This window comes from Azospirillum sp. UENF 312511 (assembly GCF_058780635.1).
This window is the reverse complement of sequence record NZ_JBSNCG010000003.1, coordinates 1,489,936-1,510,131: the sequence shown is the minus strand read 5'-3', so window position 1 is coordinate 1,510,131 and position 20,196 is coordinate 1,489,936. Positions and strand designations below refer to the sequence as shown.

23 protein-coding genes are annotated in these 20,196 nt (G+C 69.6%); 15 read left to right on the top strand and 8 right to left on the bottom strand.

Translation table 11 applies throughout. The annotated features are described in order from the left end of the window. Window positions 1-257 precede the first annotated feature (257 nt). From ACWPN7_RS18470 to ACWPN7_RS18445, 6 genes are all read left to right on the top strand, one after another. Window positions 258-1,028: a (Fe-S)-binding protein gene (locus tag ACWPN7_RS18470; RefSeq protein WP_038530250.1), complete on the top strand. Its 771-nt coding sequence runs from the start codon at window positions 258-260 to the stop codon at window positions 1,026-1,028. Window positions 1,029-1,033: 5 nt separating this feature from the next. Further along, complete coding sequence (locus ACWPN7_RS18465) at window positions 1,034-2,485, top strand: LutB/LldF family L-lactate oxidation iron-sulfur protein (RefSeq protein ID WP_459196129.1); 1,452 nt, start codon at window positions 1,034-1,036, stop codon at window positions 2,483-2,485. A 2-nt stretch (window positions 2,486-2,487) separates the two neighbouring features. Beyond that, window positions 2,488-3,174 (top strand): LutC/YkgG family protein, encoded by a 687-nt coding sequence (locus tag ACWPN7_RS18460; RefSeq protein ID WP_459196130.1) that lies wholly within the window; start codon window positions 2,488-2,490, stop codon window positions 3,172-3,174. A gap of 122 nt (window positions 3,175-3,296) precedes the next feature. Next, window positions 3,297-3,869, top strand: coding sequence for a Smr/MutS family protein (locus ACWPN7_RS18455; protein WP_038530243.1), 573 nt, complete (start codon window positions 3,297-3,299; stop codon window positions 3,867-3,869). A gap of 12 nt (window positions 3,870-3,881) precedes the next feature. Then, window positions 3,882-4,286: a helix-turn-helix domain-containing protein gene (locus ACWPN7_RS18450; protein ID WP_149650018.1), complete on the top strand. Its 405-nt coding sequence runs from the start codon at window positions 3,882-3,884 to the stop codon at window positions 4,284-4,286. Between the two features lie 181 nt (window positions 4,287-4,467). Continuing rightward, the gene (locus ACWPN7_RS18445) at window positions 4,468-6,009 is read left to right on the top strand and encodes a sensor histidine kinase (RefSeq protein WP_200475389.1); all 1,542 of its coding nucleotides are present in this window, start codon (window positions 4,468-4,470) and stop codon (window positions 6,007-6,009) included. Here ACWPN7_RS18445 and ACWPN7_RS18440 read toward each other — a convergent pair. From ACWPN7_RS18440 to ACWPN7_RS18420, 5 genes are all read right to left on the bottom strand, one after another. After that, the gene (locus tag ACWPN7_RS18440) at window positions 5,969-7,597 is read right to left on the bottom strand and encodes an ABC-F family ATP-binding cassette domain-containing protein (RefSeq protein ID WP_459196131.1); all 1,629 of its coding nucleotides are present in this window, start codon (window positions 7,595-7,597) and stop codon (window positions 5,969-5,971) included. The genes ACWPN7_RS18445 and ACWPN7_RS18440 overlap by 41 nt on opposite strands. A gap of 175 nt (window positions 7,598-7,772) precedes the next feature. Then, entirely contained in the window at window positions 7,773-9,110 is a 1,338-nt protein-coding gene (hslU, locus tag ACWPN7_RS18435; protein ID WP_038530235.1) for an ATP-dependent protease ATPase subunit HslU, read from the bottom strand. Window positions 9,111-9,132: 22 nt separating this feature from the next. After that, window positions 9,133-9,681: an ATP-dependent protease subunit HslV gene (gene hslV, locus ACWPN7_RS18430; RefSeq protein ID WP_014238902.1), complete on the bottom strand. Its 549-nt coding sequence runs from the start codon at window positions 9,679-9,681 to the stop codon at window positions 9,133-9,135. An 84-nt stretch (window positions 9,682-9,765) separates the two neighbouring features. After that, window positions 9,766-10,893: a hypothetical protein gene (locus ACWPN7_RS18425; RefSeq protein WP_492273406.1), complete on the bottom strand. Its 1,128-nt coding sequence runs from the start codon at window positions 10,891-10,893 to the stop codon at window positions 9,766-9,768. Further along, the gene (locus tag ACWPN7_RS18420) at window positions 10,842-11,336 is read right to left on the bottom strand and encodes a hypothetical protein (RefSeq protein WP_492273405.1); all 495 of its coding nucleotides are present in this window, start codon (window positions 11,334-11,336) and stop codon (window positions 10,842-10,844) included. The genes ACWPN7_RS18425 and ACWPN7_RS18420 overlap by 52 nt, the downstream gene beginning before the upstream one ends. Window positions 11,337-11,484: 148 nt before the next feature. Here ACWPN7_RS18420 and hisB point away from each other — a divergent pair, with 148 nt between their 5' ends. The 7 genes from hisB to ACWPN7_RS18385 are packed head-to-tail and all read left to right on the top strand — an operon-like array spanning window position 11,485 to window position 15,644. Then, window positions 11,485-12,108: an imidazoleglycerol-phosphate dehydratase HisB gene (gene hisB / locus ACWPN7_RS18415; RefSeq protein WP_145623151.1), complete on the top strand. Its 624-nt coding sequence runs from the start codon at window positions 11,485-11,487 to the stop codon at window positions 12,106-12,108. Window positions 12,109-12,160: 52 nt separating this feature from the next. Then, window positions 12,161-12,805, top strand: a complete 645-nt coding sequence (gene hisH / locus ACWPN7_RS18410; RefSeq protein WP_103039967.1) for an imidazole glycerol phosphate synthase subunit HisH — start codon at window positions 12,161-12,163, stop codon at window positions 12,803-12,805. A gap of 2 nt (window positions 12,806-12,807) precedes the next feature. Next, entirely contained in the window at window positions 12,808-13,350 is a 543-nt protein-coding gene (locus ACWPN7_RS18405; RefSeq protein WP_038530228.1) for a GNAT family N-acetyltransferase, read from the top strand. 14 nt (window positions 13,351-13,364) lie between these two features. After that, window positions 13,365-14,114, top strand: a complete 750-nt coding sequence (gene hisA, locus ACWPN7_RS18400) for a 1-(5-phosphoribosyl)-5-[(5-phosphoribosylamino)methylideneamino]imidazole-4-carboxamide isomerase (RefSeq protein ID WP_038530226.1) — start codon at window positions 13,365-13,367, stop codon at window positions 14,112-14,114. Continuing rightward, window positions 14,114-14,911, top strand: a complete 798-nt coding sequence (gene hisF / locus ACWPN7_RS18395; protein ID WP_014238908.1) for an imidazole glycerol phosphate synthase subunit HisF — start codon at window positions 14,114-14,116, stop codon at window positions 14,909-14,911. The genes hisA and hisF overlap by 1 nt, the downstream gene beginning before the upstream one ends. Next, window positions 14,904-15,245, top strand: coding sequence for a phosphoribosyl-ATP diphosphatase (locus ACWPN7_RS18390; RefSeq protein WP_038530223.1), 342 nt, complete (start codon window positions 14,904-14,906; stop codon window positions 15,243-15,245). Before hisF ends, ACWPN7_RS18390 begins: the two co-directional genes overlap by 8 nt. A gap of 30 nt (window positions 15,246-15,275) precedes the next feature. After that, on the top strand, window positions 15,276-15,644 hold the full coding sequence (locus ACWPN7_RS18385) for a histidine triad nucleotide-binding protein (RefSeq protein WP_014238910.1): 369 nt from the start codon (window positions 15,276-15,278) through the stop codon (window positions 15,642-15,644). Between the two features lie 108 nt (window positions 15,645-15,752). On the opposite strand, the gene ACWPN7_RS18380 is transcribed toward ACWPN7_RS18385, so the two are convergent. The 3 genes from ACWPN7_RS18380 to ACWPN7_RS18370 all read right to left on the bottom strand — a co-directional run bounded on the left by ACWPN7_RS18380 (window position 15,753) and on the right by ACWPN7_RS18370 (window position 18,608). Further along, on the bottom strand, window positions 15,753-16,595 hold the full coding sequence (locus ACWPN7_RS18380) for a DUF1206 domain-containing protein (protein ID WP_051658031.1): 843 nt from the start codon (window positions 16,593-16,595) through the stop codon (window positions 15,753-15,755). 119 nt (window positions 16,596-16,714) lie between these two features. Beyond that, window positions 16,715-17,920, bottom strand: coding sequence for a murein transglycosylase A (gene mltA / locus ACWPN7_RS18375; RefSeq protein WP_459196133.1), 1,206 nt, complete (start codon window positions 17,918-17,920; stop codon window positions 16,715-16,717). A 13-nt stretch (window positions 17,921-17,933) separates the two neighbouring features. Continuing rightward, window positions 17,934-18,608, bottom strand: a complete 675-nt coding sequence (locus ACWPN7_RS18370) for a Tim44/TimA family putative adaptor protein (protein ID WP_038531572.1) — start codon at window positions 18,606-18,608, stop codon at window positions 17,934-17,936. A 242-nt stretch (window positions 18,609-18,850) separates the two neighbouring features. On the opposite strand from ACWPN7_RS18370, the gene ACWPN7_RS18365 reads away from it, so the two are divergent. Further along, complete coding sequence (locus tag ACWPN7_RS18365) at window positions 18,851-19,468, top strand: FxsA family protein (RefSeq protein ID WP_051658030.1); 618 nt, start codon at window positions 18,851-18,853, stop codon at window positions 19,466-19,468. A 100-nt stretch (window positions 19,469-19,568) separates the two neighbouring features. Then, window positions 19,569-20,066, top strand: coding sequence for a protein-export chaperone SecB (secB, locus tag ACWPN7_RS18360; protein WP_459196134.1), 498 nt, complete (start codon window positions 19,569-19,571; stop codon window positions 20,064-20,066). The last annotated feature ends 130 nt before the right edge of the window (window positions 20,067-20,196 follow it).

The following is a 20,196-nucleotide window of genomic DNA, read 5'->3' as shown; positions in this document are numbered from 1 at the left end:
CGTATACGGATGATATGTGAATTTAGATTTCATTTTGGTAAAAACGTTTTCCATCTTTTTGAAACAGAAAGCATGCCTGCCCCATTGTTTGTTTCGCTTTCTGTATGTTCGACCGTTTTACTTTTGGTTGTGCAGAGGCCCTTCGACCAGCGGCGTACCGCGACCGGACGCCGCCGGTCCGGCCCGTTGCCATCCCCAACAGGACGACCTACAGTCGCCAGCGTGAGGGGATAAGCACACAAGAAGAACAGGACACCATGGCCGACACCCGCCCCGCCCCCCGAGTGGGGCTGTTCGTCACCTGCCTCGTCGATGTCTACCGCCCGACGGTCGGCTTCGCCGCGGTGAAGCTGCTGGAGGACGCCGGCTGCACGGTCGAGGTGCCCGCGTCCCAGACCTGCTGCGGCCAGCCCGCCTTCAACGCCGGCGACCGCGCCACCGCCCGCGACCTCGCCCGCAGCACCATCGCCGCCTTCGAGGGGTTCGATCACGTGGTCGTCCCCTCCGGCTCCTGCGCCGGGCAGATCCGCAAGCATTACCCGGAGCTTCTGGCCGACGATCCGGCCTGGGCGGGGCGGGCGCAGCACCTGTCGGCACGCACGCACGAGCTGGTGTCCTTCCTGACCGACGTGCTGGGGGTGACGGACACCGGCGCGCGCTACGACGGCACGATCACCTACCACGACAGCTGCTCCGGCCTGCGCGAGCTGGGCGTCAAGGAGCAGCCGCGCCGCCTGCTGGCCAAGGTCGAGGGGCTGACGCTGAACGAGCTTCCGGGGGCGGAGGTCTGCTGCGGCTTCGGCGGCACCTTCTGCGTCAAGTACCCGGACATCTCCAACCGCATGGTCGAGGCCAAGACCGCGGACATCAAGGAGACGAAGGCCGACACGCTGCTGGCCGGCGACATGGGCTGCCTGCTGAACATGGCGGGCAAGCTGAAGCGCGAGGGCTCCGCCATCCGCGTCCGCCACGTCGCGGAGGTGCTGGCCGGCGTCACCGACACCCCTCCCATCGGCGAGAAGGCGTGAAGAGGATGCAGCCGACCACCCACGCCTTCCCCGAGAACGCCCGCAAGGCGCTGAGCGACGAGCGGCTTCAGAAGGTCCTGGCCATCGCGCCGGCCGGTTTCGTCAACCGCCGCAAACAGGCCGCCGACCGGCTGCCGGAGTTCGAGGCGCTGCGCGACCAGGGCCGCGACCTGAAGAACCACGTCCTGGCCAACCTCGACACCTATCTGGAGGCCTTCGAGGGCAAGGTCACCGAGCAGGGCGGCCATGTGCACTGGTGCCGCACCGACCAGGAGGCGCGCGACGCCATCCTGGGCATCTGCCGCAAGGTCAGGGCGAAGACCGTCACCAAGGGCAAGTCGATGATCTCGGAGGAGATCGGGATCAACGACTATCTGGAAGCCAACGGCCTGACCCCCATCGAGACGGATCTGGGCGAATACATCATCCAGCTCCGCCGCGAGCCACCCAGCCACATCATCGCCCCGGCCTTCCACCTGTCCAAGGCGGACGTGGAGGGCACCTTCCGCCAAGCCCACACCGACCTGCCGGCGGACCGCGTCTTGGACGAGCCCAAGGTGCTGATCGCCGAAGCGCGGCAGGTGCTGCGCCGCAAGTTCCAGCAGGCCGACGTCGGCATCACCGGCGCCAACATCATGGTGGCGGAGACCGGCTCGACCGTCATCGTCACCAACGAGGGCAACGGCGACCTGACCCAGATCCTGCCGCGCGTCCATGTGGTGATCGCCACCATCGACAAGGTGGTGCCGACGCTGGAGGACGCGGCGCTGGTGCTGCGCCTGCTGGCGCGCTCCGCGACGGGCCAAGAGGCGTCGGCCTACACCACCTTCTCCACCGGGCCGCGCCGTCCCGGCGACCTCGACGGGCCGGAGGAGTTCCACGTCGTGCTGCTCGACAACGGGCGGTCGGCGCTTCTGGGCACCGAGTTCCAGGACGTGCTGCGCTGCATCCGCTGTGGCGCCTGCATGAACCACTGCCCGGTCTACGGATCGGTCGGCGGCCACGCCTACGGCTGGGTCTATCCGGGACCGATCGGGTCGGTGATGCAGCCGGCGTTGCTGGGGGTGAAGGAGGCCGGGCACCTGCCCAACGCCTCCACCTTCTGCGGGCGGTGCGAGGCGGTCTGCCCGATGCGCATCCCCCTGCCCAAGATGATGCGCCACTGGCGGGAAAAGGAGTTCGAACAGAATCTCCAGCCCGCCGCCATGCGCCGGGGGTTGGCCCTGTGGGGCTGGTTCGCCCGGCGCCCGGCGCTGTACCACGCCGCCACCCGTATGGCGGTGCGGGCGCTGGGGATGCTGGGCCGCGGCAAGGGGCGCTTCGCCCGCCTGCCGCTGGCCCAGGGCTGGACGCAGCACCGCGACATGCCGGCGCCGGAAGGCAGGACCTTCCAGCAGATGTGGGCCCAGAAAAAGGCAGCCGAACGGAAAGCGGCCGAAAAGAAGGGGACGCGCTGACCATGGCCGACACCGGCTCCGCCCGCGCCCAGATCCTGGGCGGCATCCGCAAGGCGCTGAACTCCGCCGAGGGGTCGGAGGAGGCGCGCCAGAGGCTCGCCACCCACCCGCGCAACCTGATCCCGGCCCGCGCCCAGCGTCCCCACGACGAGCAGGTCGAGCTGTTTGCCGCCATGGCCACGGAGGTCTCGGCAACCGTCGAACTTCTGGGCGGGATGGCCGAGGTGCCGGGGGCGGTGGCCGACTATCTGGCCGGGCTGAATCTGCCCGCCGAGGTCCGCGTCGCCCCGGACGCCGCCCTGGACGCCATCCCCTGGGACCAGCGCCCGACCCTGACCGTGACCAAGGGGCGGGCCCGCGACAGCGACGGCGCGTCGCTGACCGGCGCCTCCGCCGGGGTGGCGGAAACCGGCACGCTGATGCTGCTGTCCGGGGCCGAGCGGCCGACCACGCTGAACTTCCTGCCCGACACCCACATCGTCGTGCTGCGGCGCGGCCAGATCGTCGGCACCATGGAGGACGCCTGGGACCGGCTGCGCGCCGCCGGGGCGACGGATGGCGGAAAGGGCGCCCTGCCCCGCACCGTCAACTTCATCACCGGCCCGTCGCGGACCGGCGACATCGAGATGCGGATCGAGCTGGGCGCCCACGGGCCGCGGCGCCTTCACATTCTGCTGGTGGAGGATTGACACGGCTGAGCGTTCAAGGGTTTATCGGAGCGTTGTCCGTGCCGGAACCCGTGTTTCACCGTGTTTGATCCGCCCTGCCCTTCGACCCGCGCGCCCGGACGGGCCGCGCCGAGGTCCCCGTCATGAGCCGCCGCCGCTCGGTCTCCACCGAGGAACGGCGGTTGTGGCGGATCGCCATGCGCGACGCGGAGCCGATGCCGGGCCGGACCGTCGAGGACCCCGATCCTCCCGCCGCCCCCACGGGCGAGCCGGAACCGGTCGCCACCACCGCCTCCCCACCCCCCACCCTGCCGCCACGCGGCGGTGTGCCGAAGGGCGGGCGCCCGTCGCAGCCGCCGCTGAAGGTCGGCAATCTCGACAACATCGACCGCCGCACCGCCGACCGCTTCGCGCGCGGCGAGATGGAGATCGACGGGCGGATCGACCTGCACGGGATGAGTCAGGACCAGGCCCACGGCGCGCTGTCCGGCTTCGTCCGCCGCGCCTGGCACGAGGGGCGGCGCTGCGTGCTGGTCATCACCGGCAAGGGGACCTACACCGGCGGGGTCGGCGTGCTGCGCCAGTCGGTGCCGCGCTGGCTGGCCGACGCCTCCCTGCGCCCGATGGTGCTGGCGGTGCGCCCGGCGCAGCCCCGGCACGGCGGCGAAGGGGCGCTGTACGTCCTCGTCAAACGGCGGCGCGACCATCATCGGTAGGACGGGGCCGCGATGACACCCTTCGGCGAACGGGTCCGCGCCCTGCGCGAGGGCAAGAGCGTGACGCTCAAGCAGATGGCGGCCGACCTGCACATCTCCTCGGCCTATCTGTCGGCGCTGGAGCATGGCAAGCGCGGCCAGCCCTCCGCCCAGCTCGTCCGGCAGATCTGCGCCTATTTCGGCATCATCTGGGACGAGGCGGAGGAGCTGGAACGGCTGGCCGACCTGTCGCACCCGCGGGTGACGGTGGACACCGCCGGGCTCAACCCGAAGGCGACCAAGCTGGCGAACCGGCTGGCCGAACGCATCCACGACCTGGACGACGGGACGCTGGACCGGCTGCTCCTGCTGCTGGACGAGGCGCCAGCCCGCGGCGGTGCGGCGGTGCGGCGGCGGGTGGCTCCCCGGCGGCGGTAGAACGGTCGGCGGTAAAGCGGTCGGCGGAAGCGTCGCAACGTCCTGATTTGCCTTGTGGGTTAATCGGTCGCACCTTCGGCTTCGGCAACCGGACGTTTCGCGTTCGCTTTCGCCACGCCGAATCCCTTACCATCCAGCCTGGGTTGCCCCGAAGCCAGGCTTGACCAGACGGGATTATCGTATGACCGCCGAGGTCGGGTCCGTGATGCCCCAGGATGGCGTGACGGACGCCCTGTTCCGCACCATCTTCGACAGCGCGTCGGTCGGCATGGTCGTGGCCGCACCGGACGGGCGCATTCTGGCCGCCAACCCCGCCTTCGCCCGCAGCCTGGGATACAGCCCGCAGGACATGGCCGGCCGGCATCTGGCCGACGTCACCCACCCGGAGGACTGGGCCTGGGAAAGCCTGCGCTTCGGCCGGGTGATGCGGGGGGAAGCGGCGCCGGACCCCTTCGAAAAGCGCTTTCTGCGCGCCGACGGCGGGGTGATGCGCGCCGCCATGCGCCCGTCCTGCCTGCACGGCCCCGACGGGCGGGTGCGCGCTCTCGCCGCGGTGATCGAGGATGTGACGACCGCCCGCGCCGCCGATGAGGAACTCCAGCGCAGCGAGGCGCGCAACCGCGCCATCGTGGAACAGGCGGTCGAAACCATCCTGACCGTGGACGCCCGCGGCATCATCCTGGCCGCCAACCAGGCGGCGGAGCTGCTCCTCGGCTACAGCCCGGACGAGCTGACCGGCCGGCACATCACCATCCTGATGCCGCCGGAGGAGGCCGCGCAGCACGCCTCCTACATGCGCCGTTACAAGGAGACGGGGGTGCGGCAGGTCATCGGCGTCGGGCGGGAAGTGACCGCGATCCGGCGGGACGGCACCGTCATCGTCGTCTGGCTGTCCCTGTCGGAGATCGACCTGCCGGGATTCCACGTCTTCGTCGCGATGCTGCGCGACCTCAGCGCCTTCAAGGCCGCCGAGCAGGCGCTGATCGAGGCCAAGGAGGCGGCGGAGCTGGCCAACCGCGCCAAGACCGCCTTCCTCGCCAACATGAGCCACGAGCTGCGCACGCCGCTGAACGGCATCCTGGGCTTCGCCGACGTGATTCACCAGCAGATGCTGGGGTCGCTGGAAAACCCCATGTACGTCAACTTCGCGGCGGAAATCAAACGGTCGGGCGAGCTGCTGCTCGCCAACATCAACGATCTCCTGGAAATGGCCACCATTGAGGCCGGTCAGGTCGGTCTGGAGGAGGCGCTCTGCGACTTCCGCGACGTGGTGGTGTCCTGCGTCCGTCTGGTCGCCAAGCGGGCGGAGCGCGGCAAGCTGCAGGTCGAAGCCGACATCGCCAGCGAGCTGCCGCCCCTGCTTGCCGACCCGCGGGCTCTGAAGCAGGTGCTGCTGCATCTCCTGTCCAACGCCATCAAGTTCACACCGGAAGGCGGGCGCATCGGCGTGTCGGCCCGCGTCGATTCCGCGGGCGCCCTGGTGGCCGAGGTGTTCGACAGCGGCGTGGGCATTCCGGAGGACCGTCTGGAGACCGTCTTCCAGCCCTTCTTCCAGGGTGATTCCTCGCTGGCCCGCCGGTTCGAGGGGATCGGGCTCGGCCTGTCCATCGCCAAGTCCCTGGTGGAACGCCACGGTGGCCGGCTGGAGATCCGCTCGCTGGAGGGGACCGGCACGTCGGTGGTCATCCACCTGCCGAAGGAGCGTTTCCTGACGGACTGGTGAGGTCCAGCCGGCGCGTGAGCCCGATGGCGCCGAGGAAGGCCTCGTCGTGGCTGACCACCAGCAGCGCCCCGTCATAGGCGCGCAGCCCGGCTTCCACCGCTTCGATGGAGTCGGTGTCCAGGTGGTTGGTCGGCTCGTCCAGGATCAGCAGGGGCGGAGGGACGGCACCGCCGAGGACGCAGGCGAGGCCGGCGCGCAGCGTCTGCCCGCCGCTGAGGGTCGACACGCGTTGCAACGCGGCGTCGGCGCGGAACATGAAGCGGGCCAGCGACGCCCGGCAGGCGTTCTCCCCTTCCCGCGGGTTGAGGCGCCGGAAATTGTCCAGGATCGTTTCCGACGGATCGAGCAGGCTCACCCGCTGGTCGAGCATCACCGCACCGGCAACGACGCGGACCGTCCCGGACCAGGGGGCGTGATGGCCGGCGACGAGCGCCAGCAGCGTCGTCTTGCCCGACCCGTTAGGGCCGGTGACGGCGACGCGCTCCGGCCCGGTGATGGTGAGGGACAGGTCGCGGACGACCGGCCTTCCCGGTTCATAGCCGGCGGTGACGGCGTCGAGCGTCAGCACGGTCCGGCCGGGCGGAAGACCCGTGGGCGGCAGCACGACCGACAGCGGCTGAAGGACTTCGATGCGCGCACGGGCGCCGGCCACAGCGTCGAGCGCGTCGGCCTTCTGCTGGGCGGCGCGGCGGGCGTTGTCGCCGCCGGTGACCTCGCTGCGCTCCTTCCGGCCGCCGAGGAGGATGCGCGGCAGATCGCCTTTCGCCGCCTTCCGCTGGCCCGCCCGGTCCTTGCGCGCCTTGCGTTCGGCGGTGGCCTGCGCCGTCCGGGCCGCCTCCGCCACGCGTTTCTCGGCATCCGCCAGATCGTGGCGGGCGGCGTCGAGGGCCAGCGCACGGGCGGCGCGGTACTGGCTCCAGTTTCCGCCGTAGCGGGTGGCGCCGAGGGTGGTCAGCTCGACGATGGCGTCCATGCGGTCGAGCAGCTCCCGGTCGTGGCTGACCACCACCGCCCCGGCCCGCCAGGCGGCCAGCAACCCGACGACCGCCTCCCGTCCCTCGCGGTCGAGATCGTTGGTCGGCTCGTCCAGCAGCAGGACATCGGGCTCCGGAAAGATCGCCGCCGCCAGGGCGGCGCGCGTGCGCTGCCCGCCCGACAGGCGCGTCAGCGGCGTCTCGGGCTCCGCCTCCAGCCCCACCCGGCCGAGCGCCGACCGGATGCGGCCTTCCAGCGTCCAATCCACCTCGGCCAGCGCGTCGGCGTCCGCGTCGCCCCGCTCGGCGCGGCGCAACAGGTCCAGCATGGCGGTCGCGCCGAACAGGCCGGCGACCGTGTCGTCCGGTGTCACCGACAGGTTTTGATTCAGGATTCCCAGGCTGCCGCGGACGGACACCGTTCCGGATTGCGGGCGCAGCACGCCCGTCATCAGCTTGAGAAGGGTCGATTTCCCGGTGCCGTTGCGTCCGACGAGCCCGGTCCGTTCAAGGCCGAATCCCAGGCTGATGTCGGATAGGACGGAACGCCCGTCAGGCGTGGACCAGGACAGGTTCGCCAGAGTGATGGCGGGCGGTGTGATGGAAGCAGGCATGGACGCGGATTTCCCCGAAGACGAAACGAACGGACGTTGCGGTCGGGTTGAAATCCATCGTTCTGCGCATCCTGCTGTGGTGAGACGCCGGCCATCCTAAGGCCAGCCGGGCCGCCGATCAAGGCGGGTGAGGAAAAGCGCCGCGGGGGACCGCCCCGCGGCGCCGTATGACGGCTTACAGAATGAACTTCGACAGGTCGGCGTTCTTGGCGAGGCCGCCCACCTGGGCGCGGACGGTCTCCGCGTCGATGGTGACGGTCTGGCCGGCCTTGTCGCTGGCGGTGAAGCTAATGTCCTCCAGCAACCGTTCCAGGACGGTGTGCAGGCGCCGCGCCCCGATGTTCTCCACCGTGGCGTTGATTTCGGTGGCGAGGCGGGCCAGCTCGTCGATGGCGTCGTCGGTGAAGACGAGATCGACCTCCTCGGTCTTCAGCAGCGCCTTGTACTGCTTGATCAGGCTGGCTTCCGGCTCGGTCAGGATGCGGCGGAAATCCTCCTGCTCCAGCGCCTTCAGCTCGACGCGGATCGGCAGGCGGCCCTGCAGCTCCGGCAGCAGGTCCGACGGCTTGGACAGGTGGAAGGCGCCCGAGGCGATGAACAGGATGTGGTCGGTCTTCACCGCGCCATGCTTGGTGCTGACGGTCGTGCCCTCGATCAGCGGCAGCAGGTCGCGCTGCACGCCCTCGCGGCTGACATCGGCGCCGCCCTTGTAGTCGGAGCGGGCGGAAATCTTGTCGATCTCGTCGAGGAAGACGATGCCGTTCTGCTCGACCGCCTGGATCGCTTCCGAAACGACCTTCTCCTGGTCCAGCAGCTTGTCCGACTCTTCCGCCATCAGGACGGTGTAGCTTTCGGCGACGGACATGCGTCGGGACTTGGTGCGCCCGCCCATCGCCTTGCCGAAGAGGTCGTTCAGGTTCAGCATGCCCATCTGGGCACCCGGCATGCCGGGGATGTCGAAGGTCGGCAGGCCGCCGGCGGTGTCGGCCACCTGGATTTCGATCTCGCGGTCGTTCAGCGTGCCTTCGCGCAGCATCTTGCGGAACTTCTGCCGCGTCTCCGGGCTGGCGTTCTCGCCGCACAGCGCATCGACCACGCGCTCCTCGGCGCGCAGCTCGGCCTTGGCAGCCACTTCCTTGCGCAGCCGCTCCTTGGTCAGGCCGATGGCGGCCTCCACCAGATCGCGGACGATCTGCTCGACGTCGCGGCCAACATAGCCGACCTCGGTGAACTTGGTCGCCTCGACCTTCAGGAAGGGCGCCTGGGCCAGCTTCGCCAGACGGCGGGCGATCTCCGTCTTGCCGACGCCGGTCGGGCCGATCATCAGGATGTTCTTGGGCAGAACCTCCTCGCGCAGCCCCTCGGGGAGCTGCTGGCGGCGCCAGCGGTTGCGCAGCGCGATGGCGACCGCGCGCTTGGCCTCATGCTGGCCGACGATGTAGCGGTCGAGTTCGGAGACGATCTCGCGCGGGCTGAAGGCGGCGGTGGCGGCGGCGATGCTGGGGGCAGTCATGGTGGCGGACCCGGTCTGAGGGTTAGAGCTTTTCGAGCGTGACGTTCTCGTTGGTGTAGACGCAGATGCCGGCGGCGATCTTCATCGCCTTGCGGGCCACGGCCTCCGCGTCCAGACCATCGACGTCGACCAGCGCGCGCGCCGCCGACAGGGCGTAGGCACCGCCGGAGCCGATGCCGATGAGGCCGTCCTCCGGCTCCAGCACGTCGCCGTTGCCGGTCAGGATCAGGCTGACGTTGCGGTCGGCCACGGCCATCATGGCCTCCAGCCGGCGCAGATAGCGGTCGGTGCGCCAGTCCTTGGCCATCTCCACGCAGGCGCGCAGCAGCTGGCCGGGGTGCTTCTCCAGCTTGGTCTCCAGCCGTTCGAACAGGGTCAGCGCGTCGGCGGTGGCGCCGGCGAAGCCGCCCATCACCGTGCCGCCGGCGAGCCAGCGCACCTTGCGGGCGTTCGATTTCATGACCGTCTGGCCGACGGACACCTGGCCGTCGCCGGCAATCACCACCTGTCCGTTCTTGCGGACCGAGAGGATGGTGGTGCCGTGCCACTGGATGGGATCGTGGGAAGTCATCGGGACCGTGGTCTAAGGAAGAGGCGCCCGTGCCCGAACGGCCCGGCGCGACGCCGGCCGACATAGGCACATCGGAACACGGGTCTATGTGGGGGGACGGCGGGTCCCGTCAAGTCTGGCGTCATGGGCGGGTCTGCCACGTGACGGAATTGGCCGGGGGGCGAGCTGCGTCACCTCCACCCCCAGGCGGGCCAGCGCCTCCATCACCGGGACGAAGGCGGACAGGCCGTGCCCGCCGCTCGGCAGCGGACCGGAGCGGGCGATGCCCAGCAGATTGCCCGCCTCGTCCACCAGCGGGTCGCCCGGCGCCGGGTCCGGCCCGGCCAAATCGGCCTGGAGCAGCGTTGCCTCCACCTCCGGCGCGGCTTGCAGATCGGCGCGCCGGGCCGCCAGGATTCCCGGCGCCGTGTCGTCGCCCCGCTCCAGAACCGCCATCACCGGCTCGCTGACCGCCGGAACGTCCAGACGCAGCGGCGCCGCGCGCAGCCGGGCCGGCACGCGGACCAGGGCGATCCCGCCGGAGCGGTCCCGCGCCATCACCGTTCCGTCCAGCGACACCCCACGGGACGGCGCGACGGTGACAGTGACGTCCAGCCCGGCGTCGAGCGTCAGCAGAAGCGATTGGCCGTCCAGTTCGCCCAGCACGATCCCCCGGCCTTTGCGCTCGTCCGGTCCGACGCGAACCGTGGCGGCGGACACACGGGCGGCGGGATCGTCGGCGTAGCCCTGGAGCGGGTCGGCGATGCGCAAGATCAAGGTCGGGGAGCGGGCCTCCTCCAGGAAGGGAGCCGGTCCGGCGGAGGCACCGCCGGGATCGACCGTCGCCGTTTCGACCGCCGCGGTTGACACCACGGCCGGGCCACTTGACGCTCCCGGGGGCGCACTTGACACTCTTGCCACCCCACTTGACACTACCGGGGCCGCACTTGACGCTCCCGGAGGGGCGGTTGACACTCCCCTCCGGCCACTTGACACTATGGCGGGGCCACTTGACGCTATCGCCCCGCCCCGCGACACCGCGGCGCGGAAGCCGGGGTCGGCGCCCAGCGCCTCCACCGCCGTGCCGAAGGCCTCCTCGATCAGCAGGACGTCGCCCTGCGGCACGCCGCTGTCCTTGCGGGCCACCCCCGTGGTGGTGACGCGGTGGACGAGCCGGCCCGTCACGGCGTCGTAGACCGCCCAGTCAACCCGCAGGCTGCCGATGCCGGACACCCCCTCGCTGCCCCCGTCAGCCAGCTCCGGCGGAGGCACAGGTCGCTGTTCACCGCGCGCAGGTCGCCGCGCAGGATGTAGCGGGCGCGCTTGCGGTCGAACTCCGCCTCGTAATCGCTGCCCTGGACACCCGCCACGTCGTAGCCGGCGTCGGCCAGAACCTCGGCGAAGCGTTCCTGAAAGGTGGAGTTCTCGTGCAGGCTGCGCCCGCTGGTCCAATAGACGTCCTCGTAGGGCGGCCAGCACTCCAGCGCCCAGACATAGCGCCCCGTCACCATGCCCCGCCGCATCGAGCCCAGCGACAGGCCGTCGAAGCGGACTGGCTCCGTCGAACCGCGGGCGACGGGCAGGGATTTGCGGGTCTGCGGCAGGTCTCCGCCCATGCAGGCGGCCAGCGCCAGCAGGGCCGCGAGGGCCAGGAAGAGGCGTCCGGGCGTCGGCATGTCCGGTGGCATACCCTATTATGCTCGTTGAGCGTGCGCACGACCATGCACACACACGCATTATGAGGCATCGCGGCCGACGGTCATAGGCGTTTTCGGAGGCTGCGCCTCTGGCGCGCCCGCGCGCTTCCTGATAAAACCCGGACTCATGGACCAGAGCCTTGCCAATGGCGTCCGCCGCGCCTCGATCGAGCGGAACACCACCGAAACCCGGATCCGGGTCGCCGTGAATCTGGACGGCACCGGCGTCTATGACGTGAAGACCGGCGTCGGCTTCCTCGACCACATGCTGGAGCAGCTGTCGCGCCACAGCCTGATGGACCTGTCGGTGGCGGCGGAGGGCGATCTGCACATCGACGCCCACCACACGACCGAGGACAGCGGCATCGCCATCGGCATGGCGGTGGCGAAGGCGCTCGGCGACCGCAAGGGCATCCAGCGCTACGGCCACGCCTATATCCCGATGGACGAGACGCTGACCCGCGTCGCGCTGGACTTCTCCAACCGGCCCTACCTGATCTGGAAAGTGTCCTTCAGCCGCGACAAGATCGGCGACATGGACACCGAGCTGTTCCGCGAGTGGTTCCAGGCCTTCGCCATGGCCGCGGGCGTGACGCTGCACGTCGAATGCCTCTATGGCGAGAACAACCACCACATCGTGGAAAGCTGCTACAAGGCGCTTGCCCGCGCGCTGCGGGCCGGGATCGAAATCGACCCGCGCAAGCGCGACGCCGTGCCCTCCACCAAGGGGACGCTGGGCGGCTCCCTCTAAAAAAACCGGCGGCTTCGACAAGGCCGGCGCTCTGTCACAAGGTCCTCGTTTCATGGAAACCGTTGCGCTGATCGATTACGGCTCCGGCAACCTGCGTTCCGCCGCCAAGGCACTGGAGCGCGCGGCGGCGGGGTGCCACGCCTCCTTCCAGGTCCTGGTGACCTCCGACGCCGACGCCGTGCGCAAGGCCGACCGCATCGTCCTGCCGGGCGTGGGCGCCTTCGCCGACTGCAAGCGCGGCCTGTCGGAGGTTCCTGGCATGCTCGACGCGCTGGACGAGGTGGTGCACGGCAAGGGCCGCCCCTTCCTGGGCATCTGCGTTGGCATGCAGCTGATGGCGGAGCGCGGGCGCGAGTACGGCGTGACCGAGGGGCTGGGCTGGATCAAGGGCGAGGTGGTGAAGCTGGAGCCCGCCGACCCCACCCTGAAGATCCCGCACATGGGGTGGAACGAGCTGGACATCCGCCGGGAGCATCCGGTGCTGGCCGGCCTGCCGGAGCGGGCGCACGCGTATTTCGTCCACTCCTACCGCTTCGCCGTGGAGCGGCCGGAGGACGTGATCGCCAGCGCCGATTACGGCGGCGCCTTCGCCGCGGTGGTTGGGCGGGACAATCTGGTCGGCACCCAGTTCCACCCGGAAAAGAGCCAGGAGACCGGGCTCGCCCTGGTCGCCAACTTCCTGACCTGGCGGGTCTGACGATGACCGACGTCACGGTCGAGCGCATCGACGCACTGAAGACCGGCGACCTGCACGACCTGTGCGACGCCGCCGACGACGCCGTAAAGGCCGGCGGCGGCTTCGGCTGGGTCGCGCCGCCCGCCCGCGAGATCATGGAACGCTACTGGAAGGGCGTTCTGGTGGTGCCGGAGCGCATCCTGTTCGTCGGCCGGCTGGACGGCGTCATCGCCGGCTCCGCCCAGCTGGTGAAGCCGGCCCGCAACAACGAGGCGCAGGCCCACGCCGCCACCCTGACCACCAGCTTCGTCGCCCCCTGGGCGCGCGGCCATGGCCTCGCCCGCCGCCTGACCGTGGCGGTCGAGGAGGAGGCGCGGGCGTCCGGCTTCCGCGTGCTGAACCTCGACGTGCGCGAGACGCAGACCGCGGCCATCGCGCTCTACGAGGACCTCGGCTTCCGCCGCTGGGGCACGCATCCCTTCTATGCGCTGGTGGACGGCAAAAGGCTGGCCGGACATTTCTATGTGAAAGACCTCACCCCCGACACGCTCCACGACACGCCATAGGACGAGACACCGCGATGATCATCTATCCCGCCATCGACCTCAAAGACGGTGCCTGCGTTCGGCTGCTGCGCGGCGAGATGAGCCAGGCGACCGTCTTCAACACCGAACCCGCCGACCAAGCCCGCCTGTTCGAAAGCCAGGGCTTCGAATGGCTGCATCTGGTCGATCTGAACGGTGCCTTCGAGGGCAAGCCGGTCAACGGCAAGGCGGTCGAGAGCATCCTGGGCGCCGTGACTATTCCGGTGCAGCTGGGCGGCGGCATCCGCGACCTGAAGACCATCGCCCACTGGCTTGAGAAGGGCGTCAGCCGGGTCATCCTCGGCACCGTTGCCCTGCGCGAGCCGGAGCTGGTCCGTGAAGCCTGCCGGGAGTTCCCCGGCAAGGTCGCCGTGGGCATCGACGCGCGCGAGGGTTACGTGGCCGTCGCCGGCTGGGCCGAGACCTCGACCATCAAGGCGCTGGATCTGGCGCTGAAGTTCGAGGACAGCGGCGTGGCCGCCATCATCTACACCGACATCAACCGCGACGGCGCCATGGGCGGCGTGAACGTCGAGGCGACCTCCGACCTCGCCTTCCACCTGACCACCCCGGTGATCGCGTCGGGCGGCGTCTCCTCCATCGACGATCTGATTGCGTTGAAGAAGGAGGAGGACACCGGCATCGAGGGCGTCATCTGCGGCCGTGCGCTCTACGACGGGCGCATCGACCCGAAGACGGCCTTGGACCTGCTCTCCCCCGCTCCCGTCACCGGAAAGGCCGGCTGATGCTCAAGATGCGCGTCATCCCCTGCCTGGACGTCAAGGACGGGCGGGTCGTCAAGGGGGTCAACTTCGTCGACCTGATCGACGCCGGCGACCCCGTGGAGCAGGCCCGCGTCTATGACCGGGAGGGGGCGGACGAGCTGACCTTCCTCGACATCACGGCCAGCCACGAGAACCGCGACACCATCTACGACGTGGTGCGCCGCACCGCCGAGCAGGTGTTCATGCCGCTGACCGTCGGCGGCGGCGTGCGCACGGTCGAGGACATCCGCAAGCTGCTGCTGGCCGGCGCCGACAAGGTGTCGATCAACACCGCGGCCATCCACCGTCCGGAGTTCGTGCAAGAGGCGGCGGAAAAGTTCGGCGCGCAGTGCATCGTCGTCGCCATCGACGCCAAGCAGGTCGAGCCGGGCCGCTGGGAGATCTTCACCCACGGCGGGCGCAAGGCCACGGGCATCGACGCCATCGAGTGGGCCAAGCGCATGGAGTCCTACGGCGCCGGCGAGATCCTGCTGACCTCGATGGACCGCGACGGCACCAAGAGCGGCTTCGACCTCGCTTTGACCCGCAAGGTGGCCGATGGCCTGCGCATCCCGGTTATCGCCTCGGGCGGCGTCGGCACGCTGGACCATCTGGTGGAGGGCATCCGCGAGGGCCACGCCACGGCGGTGCTGGCGGCCTCCATCTTCCATTTCGGCACCTACACCATCGGGCAGGCCAAGGCGGCGCTCGCCGACGCCGGCATCCCGGTGCGCCCGGCGCGGCCAGTGTCTTCCACGGCGGAGGCCGCTCATGTCTGACGATAAGGCGGCCGCCACCGCCGCGGTGCTGGACCGGCTCTACGCCACCGTCCAGGCGCGCAAGGGCGCCGATCCGGAGACCTCCTATACCGCCAAGCTGTTCCACCGCGGCACCGCCAAGATCGCCCAGAAGGTCGGCGAGGAGGCGGTGGAGACGGTCATCGAGGCGGTGCGTGGCGACAAGGCGGCGGTGGCCTCGGAATCGGCGGACCTGCTCTATCACCTGATGGTGCTGTGGGCCGACGCCGGGCTGGAGCCCGCCGCGGTGTGGGAGAAGCTGGCCCAGCGCGAGGGCACCAGCGGCATCGCTGAGAAGAACGCGCGCAAGGCTTGAATCGATAAAGGCGGAAGGGGAAACGACGCGATGGCCAAGACCTACGATCCGAACAACGTCTTCGCCCGCATCCTGCGCGGCGAAATCCCGTGCAAGAAGGTTCTGGAGACCGAGCACGCGCTGGCCTTCCACGACATCAACCCGCAGGCCCCGACGCACATCCTGGTGATCCCGAAGGGCGCCTACGTCGACATGGACGATTTCAGCGCCCGCGCGACGGAGGCTGAGATCGCCGGCCTGTTCCGCGCGGTCGGCGAGGTGGCGCGCGGCGCCGGAGCCGCCGAGCCCGGTTACCGCATCCTGTCCAACTGCGGCGAGGACGCGAACCAGGAGGTTCCGCACCTGCACATCCACGTCTTCGCCGGCCGCCGCCTGGGCCCGATGATTACCAAGGGGTGATCACCAAAGGGTGAGCCTCGGCGTGGCGATCCACGTGAAACATTGTCTCGAATGGAAAGGGCGCCGGGGAAACCCTCGGCGCCCTTTTCTTTCGGTCCCGTGCCGCGCTCACACCATGGCGCGGATCTGCCGCTCCGCCGCTTCGCCGTCAATGCGGCAGTAGACGGCCTGGACGACGCTGAAGGCGCCGAAGGCGAACAGCCCGGCGGCCACCACCCCGAGCAGCCAGGGGCCGTAGGGCTGCTGCTGGAGGAACTGCAGCGCCTTGAGCAGCCCGCCGGACTCCGACGAGTCCGACTGCCACGCCGCGACCATGAAGAAGCTGCCGACCACCGCGAAGACCAGACCCTTGGCGGCGAAGCCGAAGCGGCCGATCGGGCAGATCACCTTCATGGTGTTCGGATCGGCGTCCAGCTCACGGCGGAAGCTGGCCTTGTAGGCCTTGACGGCGTGGGCGATGGCTGCGCCGATGATGGCGACCCCGACCGCGGCGACCAGGACGCGGCCCATCGGCTTGGTGAGCAGCCACGCCGTCCAGTCATGCGCCGCGGCCTCGCCATCGCCGCTGCCTCCGCCGCGCCCGGCCAGGAGCTTGATGGCGAAGACCGCCAGACCGGCGTGGATCACCCCGGCGACGATGAAACCGGCGCGGACCACCAGCCCTTTGGGCGAGGTTCCGACATGGTCGACGTCCAGCACCGCCTGCATGACCCGCCACAGCGCGTATCCGGCCAGACCGAGCGCGGTCAGCGCCAGCAGGACCGAGCCGAAGGGGTTCTGGAACAGTTCGATCAGCGCGCCCTTGGTGTCGGTCGGCCGGTTGCTGCCATAGGCCGCCGTGACGGCGAACCAGCCGACGATCAGATAAACGAGGCCGCGCGCGGCGTAGCCGAGCCTCGCCAGCCCTTCGATTTCGTTGAGCCTGTCGATTTGCCGTTGCAGCGGGGTCATGGCCCCCTCCCCCGTGTGTCAACCAAAGCCGCCGTTGGCCAGAACGACCAGGATCGGCGATGGTTGACACAACCGAAGCCGCTGCGCTTCGGTTCCTCGGCGGGGGAAAGAGGCGGTGGTCAGCTCGCCGGGGCGACGGTCTTCGGCAGCAGGACGTAATACTCCCCGGCGCTCTTCATCACGCCGGCCTTCGCCTCCGCCTCCGGACCGTGGCCCCAGAAGACGTCGCCGCGGACCGGGCCGCGGATGGCCCCGCCGGTGTCCTGGGCGATCAGCAGGCGGCGCAGCCGCGTCTGGGCGTCCAGCGGGTCCTCAGCGTCCAGCCAGACCGGCACGCCGTAGGGCAGGAACTTGGAATCGACGGCGAGGCTGCGCCCCGGCGTCAGCGCGACGTTCTGGGCGCCGTTCGGCCCCTCCCCCTTCAGCTCCTGGAAGAAGACGTAGGAAGGGTTCTTGTTCATCAGCGCCGCCGCCTCGCCGGGGTTAGCCTGCAGCCAGGCGCGGATGGTCTGGAGCGACACCTCCTCGCGCTTCAGGGCGCCGCGGTCGATCAGCTCCCGCCCGATGGCGACGTATTTGTGGCCGTTCTGGGCGGCGTAGCCGACGCGCGTCTCCGTCCCGTCGGGGAAGCTGACCCGGCCCGACCCCTGGATGTGCAGGAAGAAGGTGGCGATGGGGTCCTGCAGCCAGATCAGCTCCAGCCCCTTGCCGCTGAGCGCCCCGGCCTCGATGGCAGCGCGGTCCTCGAAGGGCTTCAGCCGGCCGGCGGTGACGCGCCCGGCGATGCGCTCACCCCTCCAGCGGTCGGCGAACTCGCCGAGGTCGACCATCACCAGATCGGCGGGACGCTTGTAGAGCGGCACCGGAAAGGCCGGGTCCGGCGTCCGGCTGCCCTTCAGCTCGACCTCGTAATAGCCGGTGAAGAGGCCGCGCCGCTCGGCGTTGTTGGCCGCGGCGTAGGGGGTGAACCACGTCTCGAAATAGGCGCGGGCCGCCATGTCGTCGCCGGGTGGCAGCTTGGCCAGCTCGGCGCAGGGGCCCTGCCAGTCGGCCGCCTTGCCGCCGACCCCGTCCGGGCCGATGGAGCGGTCGGCGGCCAGCGCCTTGACCTTCGCGCAGGAACGCTGGAAGGCCGGGACGGCCTCCGCCACGCGGTCGGCGCTCCAGCCGGGCAGCGCCGTGAAGGCGACGGGGGTGAGGACCAGCTTCTCGGGCGGCGGAGGAGGCGGCGCCTTGGCCTCCTCCTCCTTCCGCTCGCAGCCAATGAGAAACGCCGCGGCAAGGACTGCCGCGGCGCTGAGACGAACAACCGGATGAGAGAGCATCAGAACCGATCGGTCATTGGGGGGTGCGGGTTTCGACGAGCGCCCAGTTCGGGTCGCCGGCGCGCGTGTTGCGGGCGAAGGTCCAGACGTCCACGGCCTCGACCACGCTGTTCGGATCGCCGTCCACCACGGCACCGGCGCTGTTGCGCACGACGTTCATCTGCTCCGAGACGAACTTCACGGTGACCAGGGCGGTGCGGCCGTCCATGCGGGCCTCCACCACGTCGGCGTCGGTGATCGTCTCGATGCGGGTCTCCAGCGTCTCGCCGGCCGCTTGGCGCTCACGCACCGCCCGGGCGAAGTTATCGTAGACCTCGTCCGACAGCAGGGGGCGCAGCGTGGCCGTGTCGCCCTTGGCGAAGGCCTCCACGATCATCTGGAAGGCGCCGCGGGCACCCTGAAGGAAATACTTCTCGTCGAAGCTGGGGTCGGCGGCCTTGATCTGTTCCAGCGCGGTGGCCAGCGACACCGGCTCGTCGGGCGACGGCGCGGCGTTCGGCACGGGCCGCTCGCGGTTGGGCATCGCCACCACGTTGTCCGGCTGGTTGTTGGGGCGGGCCGTGAAGGGGTTCGGCCGCTGGCGTTCCTCACCGGTGCGGCGGCCGAGCACGCTGCGCAGCCGGTACACGAGAAACGCCGCGATCATCGCGAAGATCAGGATCTCGACGAACACAAACCCATCTCCCATCATCCATCCTTCCGGGTGACTGAAGGCCGGCCCCGAAATCACCGGCCCCGCTTGATCCACTACTGGACCCTCCGGCGGGTGAGCATTAAGTGTACCGGAACGGTGCCGGGACCAAGTCCCTGCTCGCTCTCTCCGCCGAGGATTCCACCCGATGACCCGTGCCGGAGCTGTTCTTCCAACCAAAGATCGGGTGCGTACCCTGGTGTAGATAGGCCCTTGGGGTTGAAAGAGCAAGGACGGCCATGAATCCACTGTTGCTGTTGTTCCTTCTGCTGCCGATCGCGGAAATCGCAACCTTCATCGAGGTCGGCGACTGGATCGGCGCCGGCCCGACGGTCGGGCTGGTCATCCTGTCCGCCATCCTCGGGTCCGTCCTGATCCGCTGGCAGGGCCTGTCCGTGCTGAAGCGCGCGCAGCAGGCGGCGGAGCGCGGCGAGAGCCCGGTCGGCGCGGTGTTCGAGGGATTCTGCGTCGTCGTCGCCGGCCTGCTGCTGATCATCCCCGGCTTCCTCACGGACTTCGTCGGAATCCTTCTGTTCGTGCGCCCGGTCCGCAACGCTCTGGGCCGCTGGCTGTTCGACCGTATGAAGGGCGCCGCCTCCTTCCAGATGCACGGCCGCATGGGCGGTCAGACGGGCAATCGGAGTTGGAGCGCCGGCGATCCGAACGGCCCCCATGGTGGGCCGGGCAACCGCCCGCCGCCGGGGGTGATCGACGTCGATTACCAGGAGGTCGACCCCGACGGCGGCCGTCCGGGAAATGCCGGTCCGGCGGACCGCGACGGGCCGGACGACATGCCGAAGCTCGGTGACTCCCGCTGGGCGCCGCCCGGTTCGCCCCACCGCAACGACCGCGGGTGAAACGCACCGGTTTCACTTTGTGGAGCCCGCGGTTCCGTGCTAGCCAGCGGGTCTTGAAGACCTTTCCATCGTGATGCCGCCCCGCGGCCAGGAGTTGTCCATGTCCGATCAGCAGATCAACGGTCAAGATCAGGAAGCCGCCTCGTCGCTGCCGATGCATGTGCTGGCGCAGTATGTGAAGGACCTGTCCTTCGAGAACCCCAACGCGCCGCAGAGCCTGCTGCCCGGCCAGCCGCAGCCGCAGGTCAACATCGGCGTGGACGTGCAGGTTCAGCCAATGGGCGAGGACGTCTACGAGGTCGTGCTGAAGCTGCATTGCGAGGCCAAGCAGGCCGAGGCGACCGCCTTCCTGGTCGAGGTCGCCTATGGCGGCCTGTTCCAGCTTCCGGGCCTGCCGCAGGAGCATCACCGCCCGGTGCTGCTGATCGAGGCGCCGCGGATGCTGTTCCCGTTCGCCCGCGCCATCGTGGCCGGCTGCACCCAGGACGGCGGCTTCCCGCCGCTGATGATCAATCCGATCGACTTCGTCGACCTGTACCGCCGCCAGACCGCCGGCCAGCAGACCCAGGCCGAAGAGGCGCCGCAGTCGCCGTTCTGATACGGCGGTTGTGACGGCAGCGTTCTGATCCGGGCCATCGGTTTCGGACAAACAAAAAGGCGGGAGGCTCCACCGGGGCCTCCCGCCTTTTTCGTGCCCTCCCCCGCCCTTCGATCGGACGGGGGAGGCG

What these genes read in the sequence shown, in the direction of transcription:
- ACWPN7_RS18455 (WP_038530243.1), top strand. Translation starts at nt 3,297, where the DNA reads ATGAGCCGCCGCCGCTCGGTCTCCACCGAGGAACGGCGGTTGTGGCGG.
- hslU (WP_038530235.1), bottom strand. Translation starts at nt 9,110, where the DNA reads ATGACTGCCCCCAGCATCGCCGCCGCCACCGCCGCCTTCAGCCCGCGC.
- hisF (WP_014238908.1), top strand. Translation starts at nt 14,114, where the DNA reads ATGCTCAAGATGCGCGTCATCCCCTGCCTGGACGTCAAGGACGGGCGG.
- ACWPN7_RS18420 (WP_492273405.1), bottom strand. Translation starts at nt 11,336, where the DNA reads ATGCCGACGCCCGGACGCCTCTTCCTGGCCCTCGCGGCCCTGCTGGCG.
- ACWPN7_RS18390 (WP_038530223.1), top strand. Translation starts at nt 14,904, where the DNA reads ATGTCTGACGATAAGGCGGCCGCCACCGCCGCGGTGCTGGACCGGCTC.
- hslV (WP_014238902.1), bottom strand. Translation starts at nt 9,681, where the DNA reads ATGACTTCCCACGATCCCATCCAGTGGCACGGCACCACCATCCTCTCG.
- mltA (WP_459196133.1), bottom strand. Translation starts at nt 17,920, where the DNA reads ATGCTCTCTCATCCGGTTGTTCGTCTCAGCGCCGCGGCAGTCCTTGCC.
- ACWPN7_RS18450 (WP_149650018.1), top strand. Translation starts at nt 3,882, where the DNA reads ATGACACCCTTCGGCGAACGGGTCCGCGCCCTGCGCGAGGGCAAGAGC.
- hisH (WP_103039967.1), top strand. Translation starts at nt 12,161, where the DNA reads ATGGAAACCGTTGCGCTGATCGATTACGGCTCCGGCAACCTGCGTTCC.
- ACWPN7_RS18380 (WP_051658031.1), bottom strand. Translation starts at nt 16,595, where the DNA reads ATGACCCCGCTGCAACGGCAAATCGACAGGCTCAACGAAATCGAAGGG.
- ACWPN7_RS18365 (WP_051658030.1), top strand. Translation starts at nt 18,851, where the DNA reads ATGAATCCACTGTTGCTGTTGTTCCTTCTGCTGCCGATCGCGGAAATC.
- ACWPN7_RS18470 (WP_038530250.1), top strand. Translation starts at nt 258, where the DNA reads ATGGCCGACACCCGCCCCGCCCCCCGAGTGGGGCTGTTCGTCACCTGC.
- ACWPN7_RS18445 (WP_200475389.1), top strand. Translation starts at nt 4,468, where the DNA reads ATGACCGCCGAGGTCGGGTCCGTGATGCCCCAGGATGGCGTGACGGAC.
- ACWPN7_RS18440 (WP_459196131.1), bottom strand. Translation starts at nt 7,597, where the DNA reads ATGCCTGCTTCCATCACACCGCCCGCCATCACTCTGGCGAACCTGTCC.
- secB (WP_459196134.1), top strand. Translation starts at nt 19,569, where the DNA reads ATGTCCGATCAGCAGATCAACGGTCAAGATCAGGAAGCCGCCTCGTCG.
- ACWPN7_RS18385 (WP_014238910.1), top strand. Translation starts at nt 15,276, where the DNA reads ATGGCCAAGACCTACGATCCGAACAACGTCTTCGCCCGCATCCTGCGC.
- ACWPN7_RS18405 (WP_038530228.1), top strand. Translation starts at nt 12,808, where the DNA reads ATGACCGACGTCACGGTCGAGCGCATCGACGCACTGAAGACCGGCGAC.
- hisB (WP_145623151.1), top strand. Translation starts at nt 11,485, where the DNA reads ATGGACCAGAGCCTTGCCAATGGCGTCCGCCGCGCCTCGATCGAGCGG.
- ACWPN7_RS18460 (WP_459196130.1), top strand. Translation starts at nt 2,488, where the DNA reads ATGGCCGACACCGGCTCCGCCCGCGCCCAGATCCTGGGCGGCATCCGC.
- ACWPN7_RS18465 (WP_459196129.1), top strand. Translation starts at nt 1,034, where the DNA reads ATGCAGCCGACCACCCACGCCTTCCCCGAGAACGCCCGCAAGGCGCTG.
- ACWPN7_RS18370 (WP_038531572.1), bottom strand. Translation starts at nt 18,608, where the DNA reads ATGGGAGATGGGTTTGTGTTCGTCGAGATCCTGATCTTCGCGATGATC.
- hisA (WP_038530226.1), top strand. Translation starts at nt 13,365, where the DNA reads ATGATCATCTATCCCGCCATCGACCTCAAAGACGGTGCCTGCGTTCGG.